General features: G+C 45.5%; 11 protein-coding genes and 3 pseudogenes. 9 read left to right on the top strand and 5 right to left on the bottom strand.

What is annotated here, in order from left to right; genetic code table 11:
* Positions 1 to 787: 787 nt before the first annotated feature.
* A pseudogene (locus OGY01_RS08365) lies at positions 788 to 1,299 on the top strand (integrase domain-containing protein); the annotation flags it as partial.
* 91 nt (positions 1,300 to 1,390) lie between these two features.
* Here OGY01_RS08365 and OGY01_RS08360 read toward each other — a convergent pair.
* The gene (locus tag OGY01_RS08360) at positions 1,391 to 1,783 is read right to left on the bottom strand and encodes a hypothetical protein (RefSeq protein ID WP_063408818.1); all 393 of its coding nucleotides are present in this window, start codon (positions 1,781 to 1,783) and stop codon (positions 1,391 to 1,393) included.
* Positions 1,783 to 2,088 (bottom strand): hypothetical protein, encoded by a 306-nt coding sequence (locus OGY01_RS08355; RefSeq protein ID WP_063408817.1) that lies wholly within the window; start codon positions 2,086 to 2,088, stop codon positions 1,783 to 1,785. Before OGY01_RS08355 ends, OGY01_RS08360 begins: the two co-directional genes overlap by 1 nt.
* A gap of 491 nt (positions 2,089 to 2,579) precedes the next feature.
* Between OGY01_RS08355 and OGY01_RS08350 the strand changes: the two genes are divergently transcribed.
* The gene (locus tag OGY01_RS08350; protein ID WP_286492866.1) at positions 2,580 to 2,948 is read left to right on the top strand and encodes a helix-turn-helix domain-containing protein; all 369 of its coding nucleotides are present in this window, start codon (positions 2,580 to 2,582) and stop codon (positions 2,946 to 2,948) included.
* Positions 2,948 to 4,255 (top strand): type II toxin-antitoxin system HipA family toxin, encoded by a 1,308-nt coding sequence (locus OGY01_RS08345; protein WP_286492864.1) that lies wholly within the window; start codon positions 2,948 to 2,950, stop codon positions 4,253 to 4,255. Before OGY01_RS08350 ends, OGY01_RS08345 begins: the two co-directional genes overlap by 1 nt.
* Before the next feature lie 112 nt (positions 4,256 to 4,367).
* On the opposite strand, the gene OGY01_RS08340 is transcribed toward OGY01_RS08345, so the two are convergent.
* Positions 4,368 to 4,610 carry a DUF1272 domain-containing protein gene (locus tag OGY01_RS08340; protein WP_286492862.1) on the bottom strand — a complete coding sequence of 81 codons (243 nt, stop codon included), beginning with the start codon at positions 4,608 to 4,610 and terminating at the stop codon, positions 4,368 to 4,370.
* A 665-nt stretch (positions 4,611 to 5,275) separates the two neighbouring features.
* Here OGY01_RS08340 and OGY01_RS23790 point away from each other — a divergent pair.
* The 3 genes and pseudogenes from OGY01_RS23790 to OGY01_RS08325 all read left to right on the top strand — a co-directional run.
* Positions 5,276 to 5,392: pseudogene (locus OGY01_RS23790) on the top strand (hypothetical protein); the annotation flags it as partial.
* A pseudogene (locus OGY01_RS08330) lies at positions 5,388 to 5,543 on the top strand (IS3 family transposase); the annotation flags it as partial. The pseudogenes OGY01_RS23790 and OGY01_RS08330, both read left to right, overlap by 5 nt.
* A 143-nt stretch (positions 5,544 to 5,686) precedes the next feature.
* Entirely contained in the window at positions 5,687 to 6,043 is a 357-nt protein-coding gene (locus OGY01_RS08325) for a Rap1a/Tai family immunity protein (protein ID WP_045446450.1), read from the top strand.
* A gap of 88 nt (positions 6,044 to 6,131) precedes the next feature.
* Here OGY01_RS08325 and OGY01_RS08320 read toward each other — a convergent pair whose 3' ends face one another.
* Positions 6,132 to 7,136: an acyltransferase family protein gene (locus OGY01_RS08320; protein ID WP_286492860.1), complete on the bottom strand. Its 1,005-nt coding sequence runs from the start codon at positions 7,134 to 7,136 to the stop codon at positions 6,132 to 6,134.
* A gap of 405 nt (positions 7,137 to 7,541) precedes the next feature.
* On the bottom strand, positions 7,542 to 8,738 hold the full coding sequence (locus tag OGY01_RS08315; RefSeq protein WP_286492859.1) for an SEL1-like repeat protein: 1,197 nt from the start codon (positions 8,736 to 8,738) through the stop codon (positions 7,542 to 7,544).
* Between the two features lie 530 nt (positions 8,739 to 9,268).
* Between OGY01_RS08315 and melR the strand changes: the two genes are divergently transcribed.
* The 3 genes from melR (at position 9,269) to OGY01_RS08300 (ending at position 13,178) form a co-directional block, all read left to right on the top strand.
* Complete coding sequence (gene melR, locus OGY01_RS08310) at positions 9,269 to 10,207, top strand: transcriptional regulator MelR (RefSeq protein ID WP_045446456.1); 939 nt, start codon at positions 9,269 to 9,271, stop codon at positions 10,205 to 10,207.
* A gap of 194 nt (positions 10,208 to 10,401) precedes the next feature.
* Positions 10,402 to 11,871 (top strand): Na+/H+ antiporter NhaC, encoded by a 1,470-nt coding sequence (gene nhaC / locus OGY01_RS08305; protein WP_286492858.1) that lies wholly within the window; start codon positions 10,402 to 10,404, stop codon positions 11,869 to 11,871.
* A gap of 134 nt (positions 11,872 to 12,005) precedes the next feature.
* On the top strand, positions 12,006 to 13,178 hold the full coding sequence (locus tag OGY01_RS08300; RefSeq protein ID WP_048220724.1) for a MalY/PatB family protein: 1,173 nt from the start codon (positions 12,006 to 12,008) through the stop codon (positions 13,176 to 13,178).
* The last annotated feature ends 96 nt before the right edge of the window (positions 13,179 to 13,274 follow it).

The raw sequence follows: 13,274 nt of genomic DNA, 5'->3' as shown, positions 1-13,274 counted from the left end.
GTAGATTTTCTGGATAATTATCCATGAAAGCCTCACCAGAGATGTAAAAGAATCCTTCCCGCCGTGGCATTCTCTGACAATATTTTCCCAATCTTCTGATGCTCATGAAACCACATGCTGCATCTTGATAATAAAGTTATTTATTATCAATGAATTATGATGGTAAAATCAGCTTAATCATCGCATCCTCCGTGCTATTTTTACGGTAACTGCCGCAGTCCTGGGGCTGCACCCGAGACAGCCATGACCTTAGAGGACTGTGCCTGGCTGCTATGTCAGGTTGGTCAAGCCCTTAACCCCGCAAGCCGGACAATACGGCGGGGGCGTCTCTGACGCAGTCCGGTCGTTGTTGCTGCTATAGCCTGTGCCAGCAAGAGGCAGGTTGGTACCGCGTCTTTAGACGGGGCGTATCTCTGCGCCATTAAACAGGTTGCCTGAAACGGCGGCGCGTCACTTTGGGGGCCAAACAAAACAAAGTGACGCCGACGCACACCGCTGCGCCAGCCGCCGTCTTATCAGGCTTATCGTTGTATTAACCCTCTGACGCCATCATTTCTGCGTCAAAAAGATAAAAAAGAGGAATGAGCAGTGCCGGAGGCGGATCACGACGATCCGGGGGCATCCCTGCTGAGGCAGGCGGCCTGCACACCGTGCAGTACCGTACCCCACCATACCTCAACTCTCGCCTTCCGGCGCACCGGTATTGTTCAGCATGGCGCAATGTTCAGTGCCGTACATTCCCCACGCGCCGGAAAATATTGCTACCGCATCAGGCGGAGGAGTCAGCATGTCGCGACTGGCACAGGATATGAAAAACTGGCGCACCGCGCAGGTAGCAGCCACAAAACCGTCCACGACCGCGAACAGATGGCGCAGCGTTTTGCCCATCATCTGCTGGCGCAGAATATTCAGGTAACCAGCACCAGCCAGCTCAAAGCCAGACACATCGCAGGATATATTCATGAACGACTGGCGCAGGGTATTTCCCTGCGTACCTTACAGAATGAGAACAACAGGAAAAAGGCGCTGAACGTCTGCCCGTGATCTTCGGCACCAAAGGCGGACGACCGCGCATGACACAGATGATTGACCGGGAAGCGATTCGCTAGGCTGTGAAAGAGGCGTTTGAGATTGTCGGGGGAGCGTGACGGACATCTCATTGACAAACCGGATCTGAAATCCGCGATGGATTACTGGCACAACCATCTCCGCGATGCCGGGCTGACGGGTGAATACTCTCCCCACTCCCTGCGCTATGCCAGGGTGCAGGACGCGATCCGCTATTATGAAGTAGATGGATAACAGGGTCCCATGAATACAATGATCTCCCAACGTAAGTCTCTTTAACGTCTGCCGGGTATTTCACTTTTTCGCGGGTACTTTGGGAATACTAGTGGATAATCTCGTTGACCGAAGACTGAGAAAGCAGGGCCTGCCATTGGATTTTCAGTGCCTTGGATAAGCGAGGCTTACCCGCAAAACACTGCTTACGCTTACCAGAAGCAGATTTCCGCTTTCTCGTTTTCATAAAGATCAATGAACAAGCAGCAGGATGTGCCTTCAAGCAATCTATGGCCGTATCTCGCTGTTCTTTGTTATCGAACCGCCAGCTAAAACCACCAGGCAAGCGCATAACATCATCTTTAAAACCTTTATTGGCCCGGAAACCTGTGCTACTGAGGTCCATATTGATACGCCGAATCGCATCAGCTGCATACTTCTGACGACGCGAACCTGGGAGCTCATCAATAGCAATAAGTAAAGAATACTGATACGCAATCATTATGATTCCTCTCCTTCTTTCCCATAAATGGAGGCCAACAAAGTTTCGCTGCTTAGCTTGCGGAATTTTGAGGCTGACTCATGCCGGATCAAGCTATAGCTAGTGTGGGTGATCTGAAACATACACCAGCCACGGTCTTTTAATTCAGATATAAGCGAAGCCAAATAATACTGGTCAACGAAGTCACGTTGAGCGAGCGCCCCAAATCCCTTCAACGACATCTGAAAGCGAGTGATCGGTTTTTCATCGTTAAGTTTTTCCATCGCAATGCGAATGAGTTCAGCGACGTCAGAAGGTGTTCTCATTATTAGCTCCCGCGTAATGGTGATGTAATCACTTTAGCAGTACGTCGACTAGCACTCAACACCTAAATACACTTATTAAATACACCGAGTATCCAATTAACTGCATTTATAGTGAGTAGCATGCCTTGAATTATGATTGTAATGGCGTGACCTTGGCACATTTTCTTCTCGTGTTGATCTCGCACTATTTTCAGTAACACCAGAATTTTGTAACGTATACGATGCTAAATTGTCACTATCAGCCAATTTTGTAACGTATATATTGCATATATATCGTAATCCACAAACTCACGATCCGTTCGATATCTTCTCCTTTTTGCTTCATCAGCAAACCATCATATTTCCTTACGGGTCCGCTTACCGGAGTACCTGAACATCTAAAGCCAGCCGTAACGACTGCCTATGCTGCAGCCCCCAACACCTGCAATGTATTCATTACAAATTCACGTTTTTGGCATATAATGGAACATATAAGTTGCGAGGTTATGCATATGAAAATATCAATAGCTATGTCAGACACAGCCATTGCAAAAGAACTGTTCGAACGCCTGGAGGCTTACCGAAAATCTCGGGGTATTTCTCAGGAAACCCTGGTTGAAAATCTCGGCATTAGTCGGCCAACCTACGCACGGTTGAAGAATGGAGCCTGCAGTCTGGCAACATTTATTGCAGTTCTGCGCGAAATGCGGCTGCTTGAAGGGCTTGATTTGCTTGTACCAACTCTGGAAGTGCGCCCATCTGATGTGTTCAGGGCGCAGAGAAAACAGAGCAGGAGAGTTTCCGGCATCTCGGCTTCAAAAGAAAATCCCGTTTTGAACAGAGTAGGCGCAATGCTGGCCCTCAGGAATAAGGTAAAATAATGATCGCTAATTCATGTGAAGTGCTGTTCGATGGGATTACTGCCGGATATCTGGCGTATACAGGAGACAGCAAAATTGCCACCTTTGAGTACACGGAAGACTGGAGGACCGCTGGTTTCAGCCTATCGCCACGGTATCTGCCTCTTGAGAAGGGAATATTTACCTTCCCTGCACTGCCATGGGAAACATATCGCGGTTTGCCAGCAGTTTTTGCGGACTCGCTCCCGGATGATTTTGGTAACACTCTGATTGATGCCTGGCTGGCACGAGAAGGTCGTGACAAGTCCCAATTTCTTGCAATAGACCGTTTGCTATATACCGGGAGCCGCGGTATGGGAGCCCTGGAGTACCTGCCCACCAATAACCCTGATACACCCTATAGCGAGCCTCTGTTAATTGCTGAGTTGGTAAGCATGGCTCAAAAGGTCCTAGATACGCGAAACGGCCTTGAACTGAACGATCATGAAGAATCTTCTCTTTCCAAGTTGTTGCAGATTGGTACTTCAGCTGGTGGTGCAAGGGCTAAGGCGGTAATCGCAGTTAATCAGGATAGAACGGAAATTCGGTCCGGCCAGGTTAATGCACCAACAGGATTTGAGCATTTTCTCCTTAAGTTTGATGGCGTCGAAGAACACAAAACTGAACGTCAAACCTTTGGTGACCCGAAGGGTTACGGCCTGATGGAATATGTCTATCATCTGATGGCTAAGCAAGTGGGGATCAACATGTCGCACTGTGAATTGCTCCGCGAAGAAGGGTCCCAGCGGGCACACTTTATGACGAAGCGATTCGACCGGGAAAACAACAAGAAATTTCATGTACTGAGCTTATGCGGATTGGCTCATGCAAACTTCAGAAAGGCTGGTGAGTACAGCTATGAAGAGATGCTCGGAATTGCTCGTGAGATAGGGTTAACGAACCATGAGCAGGAACAGATTTATCGCAGGATGGTATTCAATGTAATCGCAAGAAACCATGATGATCACACAAAAAACTGGTCATTTATGGTCAATGATAATTATCGTTGGACGCTTGCTCCGGCCTTCGATATTGCCTGGAGTTACAGAGCAGATTCGGAATGGGTGGCCTCACATCAACTTACCCTCGCGGGTAAGCGAGACAACTTCACAATAGATGATTTACTGAGCGTGGCAACTCACATCACCAGCCTGCGATCAAGTAAGGCCAAGCAAATTATCAAAGAAACAATTAAAACGGTTTCCTGCTGGCGTGAGCTGGCGGAAAGTGAGGGTGTTCCGGCATCACTTAGAGATGAAATCTGGAAAACCCTTCGCCTTCAATGGTAACGTTAACGATACGAAATCACAATTTAACATGCCTTTTGCAACGTTTTCGATACCGATACAATAATCAGCCCACGATTAATTTGGCCCGGAAATGTTACCTCCGGGCTTTCAATCATCTGCAATAAACAACCATCAGAGAGAGTATGCTTGCTAATGCAGGGTGTCGCAGGAGGGATGCTTCCGGATGTATTGGACGTCGCACCAGCTCCCCTCCGCAGTTCGGACACTGGCTGTTAAGCCATTGGGTCACGCAATCGACGCAAAATGTGTATTCGAATGAACAGATGCATGCCTCTTTTGATTCAGGCGGCAGATCTTTATCACAGCATTCGCAATTAGGACAGAGTTCAAGCATGGTGCTCTCTTATTGTTAAAGGGACATCATTGGCTATACCAAAGGCCATCTACCCGTATCTCCTTCGGCGATAGATGACGTTATTGTTTTTCACGTGTATTAGATGAGCATGGTTTACAGTCTGGAAAATTCAAGAGAATGAATTATCCGACAGAAACGCTCACTTCTGGAAACGAACGACAAGCCTATAGTGTCCACCAAAGCCTCGACCAACACGCAAAATCCCGCCCCCAACAATCACATTAAAAATCAATAAATTACGAAAACCCTTTCCATATCAACATCATCGCCACTCTTTTTGCGCCTTCCCCTTCGCGAAAAAAGTGTAAATCCCCAACAAAATCAACCACCTCCCCCACCAATTACAAGGACGCCAGCACCAAAATTCTCCATCGGTGATTACCAGAGTCATCCGATGAAGTCCTAAGAGCCCGCACGGCGCAAGCCCTGCGGGCTTTTTTGTGTCTGCAATTTGTCCCGCGAAGTCCGAAGAGAACTGATTAAATCCGAACCTTTTAAACCCATTGATAGGCCCAACGAAAAGCTCTATTGTTTTTGAGGTGCCTAAAACTACGGAAACCCGGCAATGGCCAGACAAATCACTCTCCGTAAAAGAAATCGAATCTGCCTGATTCGGGGAAACGAATCACGTTTTCTACGATGGCGATGCGCGGGGCTTTCGGGCGGCGTCCAGCACTTTTCTGGCGAAACAAATTGATCAGCAAGAACAACTCCGCTGTTCGTTAGAAGCCAAAATCAATACTTTCCAACTTGCACCTGAAATCACATAGGCCTGAAGGCTACATCAGTCGCCCTTTTAGCTGTTACGACAACACAGTTGCGAAAAACTTATTCTTGTTACTGAAGCGTGAACGGATACATAAAATGATCTACGGAACGCGAGAAGAGACCCGGAGCGATATTTTAAATTTCAACAACCAAAAATCCAAAATAAGATTCATTCTTTTCTGGACTCGCAATTAATCGGCATGTTACTTTAAAATGAATTGATTAATTCCTAACCGTTTCACTGCATCGTGCTGAGATGAGTGTCATTTTTTAAGAAAAGTAACCACATGAACACTGTCACCAGGCTTATTCTGGCATTCAATTTATTTATACCATTAGTGTCACACGCTGAAATTCCTGACAAATTTAATAGCAGTTATCTTCTCGAAGGTTATCAGCTTTATAAAAAGGATCATAACACTATTTACCAACAATCCGCTCCAGCCGCATTTTCAGGATATGTAAGAGGAATAGCAACAGTTCTGACGGCTGAGAAAGAGATTTGTATTTCGGATACATTCGATATAAACCAGGTTTTCGATACCGTAGGCAACTGGCTTAAAAACAAACCAGAAGAAAGAAATAATCCCCCAGCAATGATAGTTGCTGAGGCATTGGTTGAAAAATACCCCTGTTCTTCTTAACTCATCAAAAGGCGGGTTTATACGTTGACGCCAGGTTTATAAACCAGTCGTTCGTTTTTAATGAGCGACTGCTAATCTATATTTCATATTATCTGACTCTTGACTTTAACTGCAAAAAACGCCTTTCTACTAAATACCACGATCCACTTGCCACAAAAAAAGTCAGTATCAATGACAACCCGAATGATAAATATGGATGCGTGTTATATAACCCTAAAGAGTAAAGGAGCTGGATTACAGGGAAGTTATACAGATAGATACCATATGAAAAATCCCCTATTTTTTCAAAATTGAATCCCAAAGGGATATTCAAACAACAAAAAAGCACAGAGGATACAACAAGAAAATATTCACTCAAAAACCTCAACTCTTTCCCTTCCGCCAGCATATAACAAACAGCAGAAACAACTGCAATTGGTGGAATGAGTTTTATAAAATTTTTAACAATAGCAAACAATGCACCGCCGAAAAAATATGCCGCCATACCGACAAACTGTAACGACATCATCCTGGCATTAGGTGAATCACTGATACACCGGAAGTAAAACAGCCACGGGACAGAAACCAAGCAGACCAAAGTAAAAGCGAGCATTTTATTCCGCACGTATATATAAAAAAAGATCGGCACAGATAAGTACAGGATGATTTCCGTTTTAAGCGTCCACAATGAACCATTGACAGCAGTTAATGGATTATCGACAAATATACCGGGCAAAGCCGGATGCAGAAAGTTCATAAATATTGCATTTGCCACAATATACTTTAATAAATCAAGGTTACAAAAATTTTCTCCGACACTATACATCGCAACTACACAGGCACAAAAAACAATAAAAGAAAGACAAAAATAATATGCAGGAAGTAATCTTAGAGCACGCCTGTAGAAAAAACCACGCTGATTCCTCATGTAGCTTTTTACTATCAGATAGCCGCTTATCACAAAGAAGCATTCAACAATCACATCACCACTAAGGTAAGACAGGATCGGCTTTAACACATCTGAATTTGTAATACCTCCATTATGTACAAGTAGTACACCAACAGCCAGAACCAACCTGATTAGGGTAAAATTATCACTGCATTTAACATTCATTTCATTATAACCTCCTGATTTTTTCTCTAAAATATTTTACTTTACATTTAAATAAACTCACCTTCATATATGAAACAAAAAAACACAACAGAAATATATTTATAGGCATCATTAATCAACCAATAAACATAATAAAAGTGAATAATAATAAACCCAGGACACACAACTTTTCTCGTCGCATCAATATCCTGTTTATTTACGCCTATGTGAATTTGACCGATTGCCACAATACGGCCTTAATCAGTCGGCAGTTCTGGCTTCATTGCCCGTCCCGTCGATCGCATTTCCGTTCTTGAGAAATTATCGCCACGCTATAGGAAAGTTAAGCTCTACGGTTTGTGAATCCGCGATCCAAACTCTTTATAAAAGCCCGTGCTCTACGGGCTTTTGTTAATCCAGACTGGGCTACATTTTCGGCTGATATCGATACTGCTCGAAATATTTCCTCGCCTTCGAGTCCGCTTCCTTTAGAGCTGTTGGAGTCAGGTTCTCCCGGGTAATATCAAGCCCAGTCTGCGCATCAAAGTTCCCATTAGCTACGGCCACAGCATTCCAGATATAGGCTTGCGCATAGTCTTTATCGACGCCTTTCCCCTCGAGGTACATCCTTCCCAGCATTCCCTGCGCTTCCGCGTTGCCCTTTCTGGCTGCCTGATCAAATTGTTCAACAGCTTTCTTGTCATCCTGGGCAACACCTTTACCTGCTAAGTACATCAACCCAAGCTCCTTGTAAGAGCCAGCATCTCCCTGTGCGGCGGCCTGTTCATACCACTCGACGGCTTTCTTATCGTCCTGTGCCGTTCCCTCACCCTTTGAATACATCATGCCGAGCATACCCTGAGCCAGCACATCACCGTGGGGAGCTGCTTGATTAAATAACTCAAACGCTTTCTTGTGATCCTGCGCCACACCGACACCTTCACCAAGGTAATACATGGCCCCCAACATGCTCTGAGCCAGAGTATCTCCGTGGCTGGCAGCCTGATTAAACAATGCGAAAGCTTTGTTGTTATCCATACCCACGCCATCACCTTCCAGGTATTTTCGACCGAGCAGGCCCTGCGCCCTGGCATCCCCTTGCTCAGCCGCTTTGCTCAATGACTGAACGGTGTTGTAGCCATCTAACAGTGACTTCTTACTTTCAAGAAAATGCTGCGCGTCAGGATTCCCTTTCTCAACAGCCCGGTGTAACCACTCTATCGCATGATAGTTTCCCCGTTCGGCAGCAATACTTAGCCACTCAACCGCCTTCTTATTTCCTTGTTCGGCCTGTTTGTTAAACCAGTCGATAACCGTTTCGTCATACCAGCGCCTCCCTTCGCCATCAAAATAGACTAAGGCAAGAAAATAGCGCGCATCGAAGTTCCCTTGCTCAGCTGCGCGGGTAAGCCACTCAACGGCTTGCTTATCATCCCGGGCAACCCCCTGACCTTCGAAATATCGTATTCCGAGACAGTACTGCGCATCTACATCCCCCTCCCCGGCGCCCTGCTGTAATACCGCTACAGGCTCCTTTTCCCACTCTTTTGCCTGTCCTTGTGATGTTCCCACGCCCCATAACAGGCCAATGAAAGTTAAGGCGAGGAGAGGCCGACTGTTCATAAAACGTAATCCTTGTTAAGAAAATGCACATAATGGAGATGACACTTGCACAATCCAACCGGTTTGACTGGCGGTTGTGATCCCTATCAGAACTATTAGACATCGGCTGGACAAAGCAGGAAAAATAACTTCATGATAATTCAGGTGATTCTGACAATCATATTTTCAGCGACATAACAATTATTGCGCCAAATGAAAAACATATCTCATCACACATCGTGGCCTTTTGTCTTCAGACTATTATTGAATGTTAATCAAACACATCATTAATACCTGGGATAATATGGAAGCAGATTCAACATAGAGGTACAGGAGGGAGTGGCTTCCCCGCGCAGATCATTTGCAATATTGCCAGGTTAAATTCTGCGATTCCCGATAACTCAGATCTTCGAGTAACAGACTGAGGATCTGAGTTTTTGGGAATAACTTCGCGAAAACGGAGAGAAAACGGTGTTTTTTTTCAGTTAAGCTATGTTCATGCTTTGGCGCTACTACTCGGTCAGTCTCACAATCCAGGAACGCAACCTATAATGGCAAAAAGTATCCCGCAGCTGCCACATGACCCTCACATGTGCCGCAGTTATGAAAAAAAGACTCGCAGCCCACTGGCTCTCTATTCAGAGTATCAGCGGATGGATGTCGAGTTGCGGGCACCGCTGGCGATGACCTACAGCCACTGGCATGGTCAGGTTGAGGTCAATGTGCCATTTGATGGCGATGTGGAATACCTGTTTAATGACGAAGTGGTACGCAGCAAACAGGGTTATATCACGCTATTCTGGGCCTGTACGCCTCATCAACTCACAGATGCCGGGCACTGTAAGCAAATGGCAATCTTCAATTTACCCATGCATCTGTTTTTGTCCTGGCCTCTGGATCGTGAACTGATTAACCATGTGACACACGGGATGGTTATTACCTCGTTAGCCTCACAGCAACTCAGCGCTTTTGAAGTTCAGCGCTGGCAGAACGAACTCAACAGCGATAACGAGCAGATTCGCCAGTTGGCCATTGATGAAATTGCCCTAATGCTCAAGCGCTTTAGTCTTTCAGGCTGGAAGCCTGTACTGGGTCATAAAACATCACGAACCCAGAAGAACAGTATTTCGCGGCATTCACAGTTTTACGTCAGCCAGATGCTTGAGTTTATCGCCGCCAACTGTGACAAACTGCTCACGGTCGATGCCATAGCCGAGCACGTTAAACTCAATCCAAACTACGCGATGGGTATATTTCATCGGGTGATGCAACTAACCATGAAACAGTATATTACCGCGATGCGCATCAACCACGTGCGAGCGTTACTCAGTGATACTGATAAGACAATACTCGATATTGCCATGCTTGCGGGCTTTCGCTCCAGCAGTCGTTTTTACAGCTCATTTCATAAATATGTCGGTATGCCGCCGCAACAGTACCGTAAACTCAGCCAACAACGGCGAAATCATCAACCCTATGTGGAGGGATAATTTATTAGCAAAACCGCCGCTTATATTACTACCGGGATATGAACATCAGAGTCACGATCAAAATAGAGAACCCGATACAGTTAATAAAAATAGCGTTTTTCCGGAAACACTAGCCACTATGTCATTCAATAATTGAATGACCTGTAGCAGGTATTTATTTGATTCGTTCAGCCATTAACGATTGGGATGGAATTATGCAACAGAATAGCTGTACCTCACGCAACAGAAAACCATTATCTTTCTTATGGTCAGTATTACCAATGGTGGTAATGCTGAGCGGAATTAGTATCGGGTATTTTATATTTGGTATTCGCGCAGAACCTATGATCCTGATGGGGACAGCGACCGCCTCATTTATTGCTATCGCTCATGGCTACACCTGGGATGACATTCTAAAATCCATTTGTAATAAAATATCGGAAGCGCTACCTGTAATATTGATTGTCGCCAGTATCGGTTTTTTAATTGGCTCATGGATGGTGTCAGGAACTATCCCCATGATGATCTATTACGGTCTGAAGTGGATTAATCCGCAATATTTCTATATTTCCGCTTTTATGCTGGGAGCACTGATCTCTGTCTGCACCGGTACGTCCTGGGGATCTATCGGTACCGTAGGGATTGCCATGATTGGCGTGGCGATCGGCCTCAATGTTTCACTCCCGGTTGCTGCCGGAGCCATTGTTTCGGGGTGCTGGTTCGGCGATAAACTCTCGCCGGTCTCTGATTCAACCAATATGGCGGCACTGGCTGCCGGTGTAAACCTGTACTCACATATCGGCCATCTGCTATGGACCACAGGACCTGGATTTATTATCTGCTGTGCCGTTTACAGTTATATGGGGATGGGTATTGATGCAACCAGCAGTGCTCCAGAAAATATCACTAATTTAATGAGCTCTATCGGCCAGATTTATCACTTTAATATTCTGTTGCTGCTACCGCCGATTATTGTTTTATACGGTTCATTATCAAAGAAACCACCTATTCCCATGTTATTTCTGTCGACCTTAGTCTCGATGATTCTGGCATTAGTCTTTCAGGCATTCACGGCATCCTCTGTTGGTGAATCCGTAGTCAGCGGCTTTAAGCTCGCTATGCTCACAGGAGATGCCCTTCCGGCACTATCATCTGATGTCTCTCGCTTGCTGGAGAGAGGTGGCGCAATTTCTATGTTTAGTAGCTTTGTGACTGTTTTCAGCGCCTTTAGTTTTGCCGGTGCCATGAGCGCAACAGGTTCTCTGCATACCGTGATTAACGCACTGACAAAAGGCGTTAAATCCACATTCCGTCTGGTTGCCACCACTATTGTTACGACATTCACCATCTGTGCCTGCACGGCAAATGGTACCTTACCGCTGCTGTTATGTGGCGATGCATTTAAAGACGAGTATAAAAAACGGGGACTTGCCGCAAAGAATCTTTCGCGAACCACCGAGGATGCCGGGACGGTCGTCGAACCTATTATTCCGTGGTCTGCTTCCGGCGTTTATTGTGCAACTATGCTCGGAGTCGCCACCCTCGATTATTTGCCGTGGGCAATCTTATGCTACAGCGGCGTCATCTTCGCACTACTGTGGGCGGCGACAGGTATCGGCATTGCTAAATACGAGCCAGATAATGTCGCTGAGAATATGGCCGAACAAAAATCACCGGCTAATTAAAAACTCAATATCGATTTTCACCAGGGTTAACTATTCGATATTTAGCTGACATGCAGATTATATGCATATAAATATTCTGCATTTATATTTCATTGTTTAAATAATAATTTATAGAGACTGACCAGGAGTTAACAATGTCTTTGTTTGACGATATTGTCATAAGGGATGATAGTTGCCGTAAATACGGGCAATTACAACAGATGTTTGGCACTCATGATGTATTGCCGCTATGGATTGCAGATATGGATTTTGTCACTCCAGAGCCGATTATGAATACGCTACATGCTGTGGTTGAACAACCCGTTCAGGGATATAACCTGGATTATCCGCACTGGAAGGAAGCGGTTATCCACTGGTATGCGAAACAGTATGACACCGATATCAAACAGCACTGGGTGCATTTCGTCCCAGGGGTCATTAAAACGATTGTGTTATCTCTGATGGCGCTCACCCGTTTGGGCGATAATATATTGACCTGTACCCCAATATATGACCCTTATCCAAATCTTGTAAAGACCAGCGGCAGAAACCTGATCCAGACACGCCTGGTCGAGATGAATGGGGGCTATAAATTTGACTGGCATGATTTCCGTGAGAAGCTAAAACAGTGCAAAATGTTTCTTTTTCCTTCACCACATAATCCCGGCGGGATGATATGGAGGCGGGAAACGCTTGAGAAAATTAGCCTCTATTGCCAGGAGGCTGGCGTTATCGTTGTATCGGATGAAGTCCACGGTGATTTAACCTTACCGGGTAAGCAACATTACCCGTTTTTTACCATTGATGAAGGTCTCAACGCTAAATCAATCGTATTGACTTCGATCAGCAAGACCTTCAATACCGCGGCAATCCAGGGCGGGATAGCAATTATTAAAAATGATGAGCTGCGCAGTCAGTTTTATGGTTTTCTCGATAATTGTTATCTTGCAGAGACAAATTCATTACAGCAGGCAGCCATTTATAGCGCCTATACTCACTGCGCTAACTGGCACCAAAATTTATTAACTTATCTGTCTGATAACGTCGCGTTTGTAAAAAGCGAAATAGAGAAAAACTGTCCTTTAATATCAGTTACCTATGGTGGTGCATCCTATCTGCTTTTTCTTAATGCTGAAAAAATGGAACTCAGCGATAAGCAGCTCGCTTCATTTTTTGTTCATGAAGCCCGACTGGGTCTTTCTCCTGGCGCACAGTATGGCCCAGGCGGAGAGGGACACATGCGATTAAACGTTGGCTGTCCACGCGCCGTTCTGGTGGAAGCGATGAACAGGCTAAAAGCGGCTTACCAAAGGCGCTACGCAAGCTAATCTTGAGCTTATCAGCGTACTTTTTCGCTGTCCGCTATCGATATTATGTTGCCCTGCAGCGATGGGGCAACCATTGGCCTTACAAGGTAAATACCT

The sequence above is a fragment of the Citrobacter sp. Cm038 genome, assembly GCF_030333105.1.
Taxonomy (GTDB): Bacteria; Pseudomonadota; Gammaproteobacteria; order Enterobacterales; family Enterobacteriaceae; genus Citrobacter; species Citrobacter murliniae.
The sequence above is the reverse complement of the archived record's forward strand: the minus strand, read 5'-3'. Positions and strand labels throughout refer to the sequence as shown.

What these genes read in the sequence shown, in the direction of transcription:
- OGY01_RS08360 (WP_063408818.1), bottom strand. Translation starts at nt 1,783, where the DNA reads ATGATTGCGTATCAGTATTCTTTACTTATTGCTATTGATGAGCTCCCA.
- OGY01_RS08315 (WP_286492859.1), bottom strand. Translation starts at nt 8,738, where the DNA reads ATGAACAGTCGGCCTCTCCTCGCCTTAACTTTCATTGGCCTGTTATGG.
- OGY01_RS08320 (WP_286492860.1), bottom strand. Translation starts at nt 7,136, where the DNA reads ATGAATGTTAAATGCAGTGATAATTTTACCCTAATCAGGTTGGTTCTG.
- OGY01_RS08325 (WP_045446450.1), top strand. Translation starts at nt 5,687, where the DNA reads ATGAACACTGTCACCAGGCTTATTCTGGCATTCAATTTATTTATACCA.
- OGY01_RS08350 (WP_286492866.1), top strand. Translation starts at nt 2,580, where the DNA reads ATGAAAATATCAATAGCTATGTCAGACACAGCCATTGCAAAAGAACTG.
- nhaC (WP_286492858.1), top strand. Translation starts at nt 10,402, where the DNA reads ATGCAACAGAATAGCTGTACCTCACGCAACAGAAAACCATTATCTTTC.
- OGY01_RS08345 (WP_286492864.1), top strand. Translation starts at nt 2,948, where the DNA reads ATGATCGCTAATTCATGTGAAGTGCTGTTCGATGGGATTACTGCCGGA.
- OGY01_RS08340 (WP_286492862.1), bottom strand. Translation starts at nt 4,610, where the DNA reads ATGCTTGAACTCTGTCCTAATTGCGAATGCTGTGATAAAGATCTGCCG.
- OGY01_RS08300 (WP_048220724.1), top strand. Translation starts at nt 12,006, where the DNA reads ATGTCTTTGTTTGACGATATTGTCATAAGGGATGATAGTTGCCGTAAA.
- melR (WP_045446456.1), top strand. Translation starts at nt 9,269, where the DNA reads ATGGCAAAAAGTATCCCGCAGCTGCCACATGACCCTCACATGTGCCGC.
- OGY01_RS08355 (WP_063408817.1), bottom strand. Translation starts at nt 2,088, where the DNA reads ATGAGAACACCTTCTGACGTCGCTGAACTCATTCGCATTGCGATGGAA.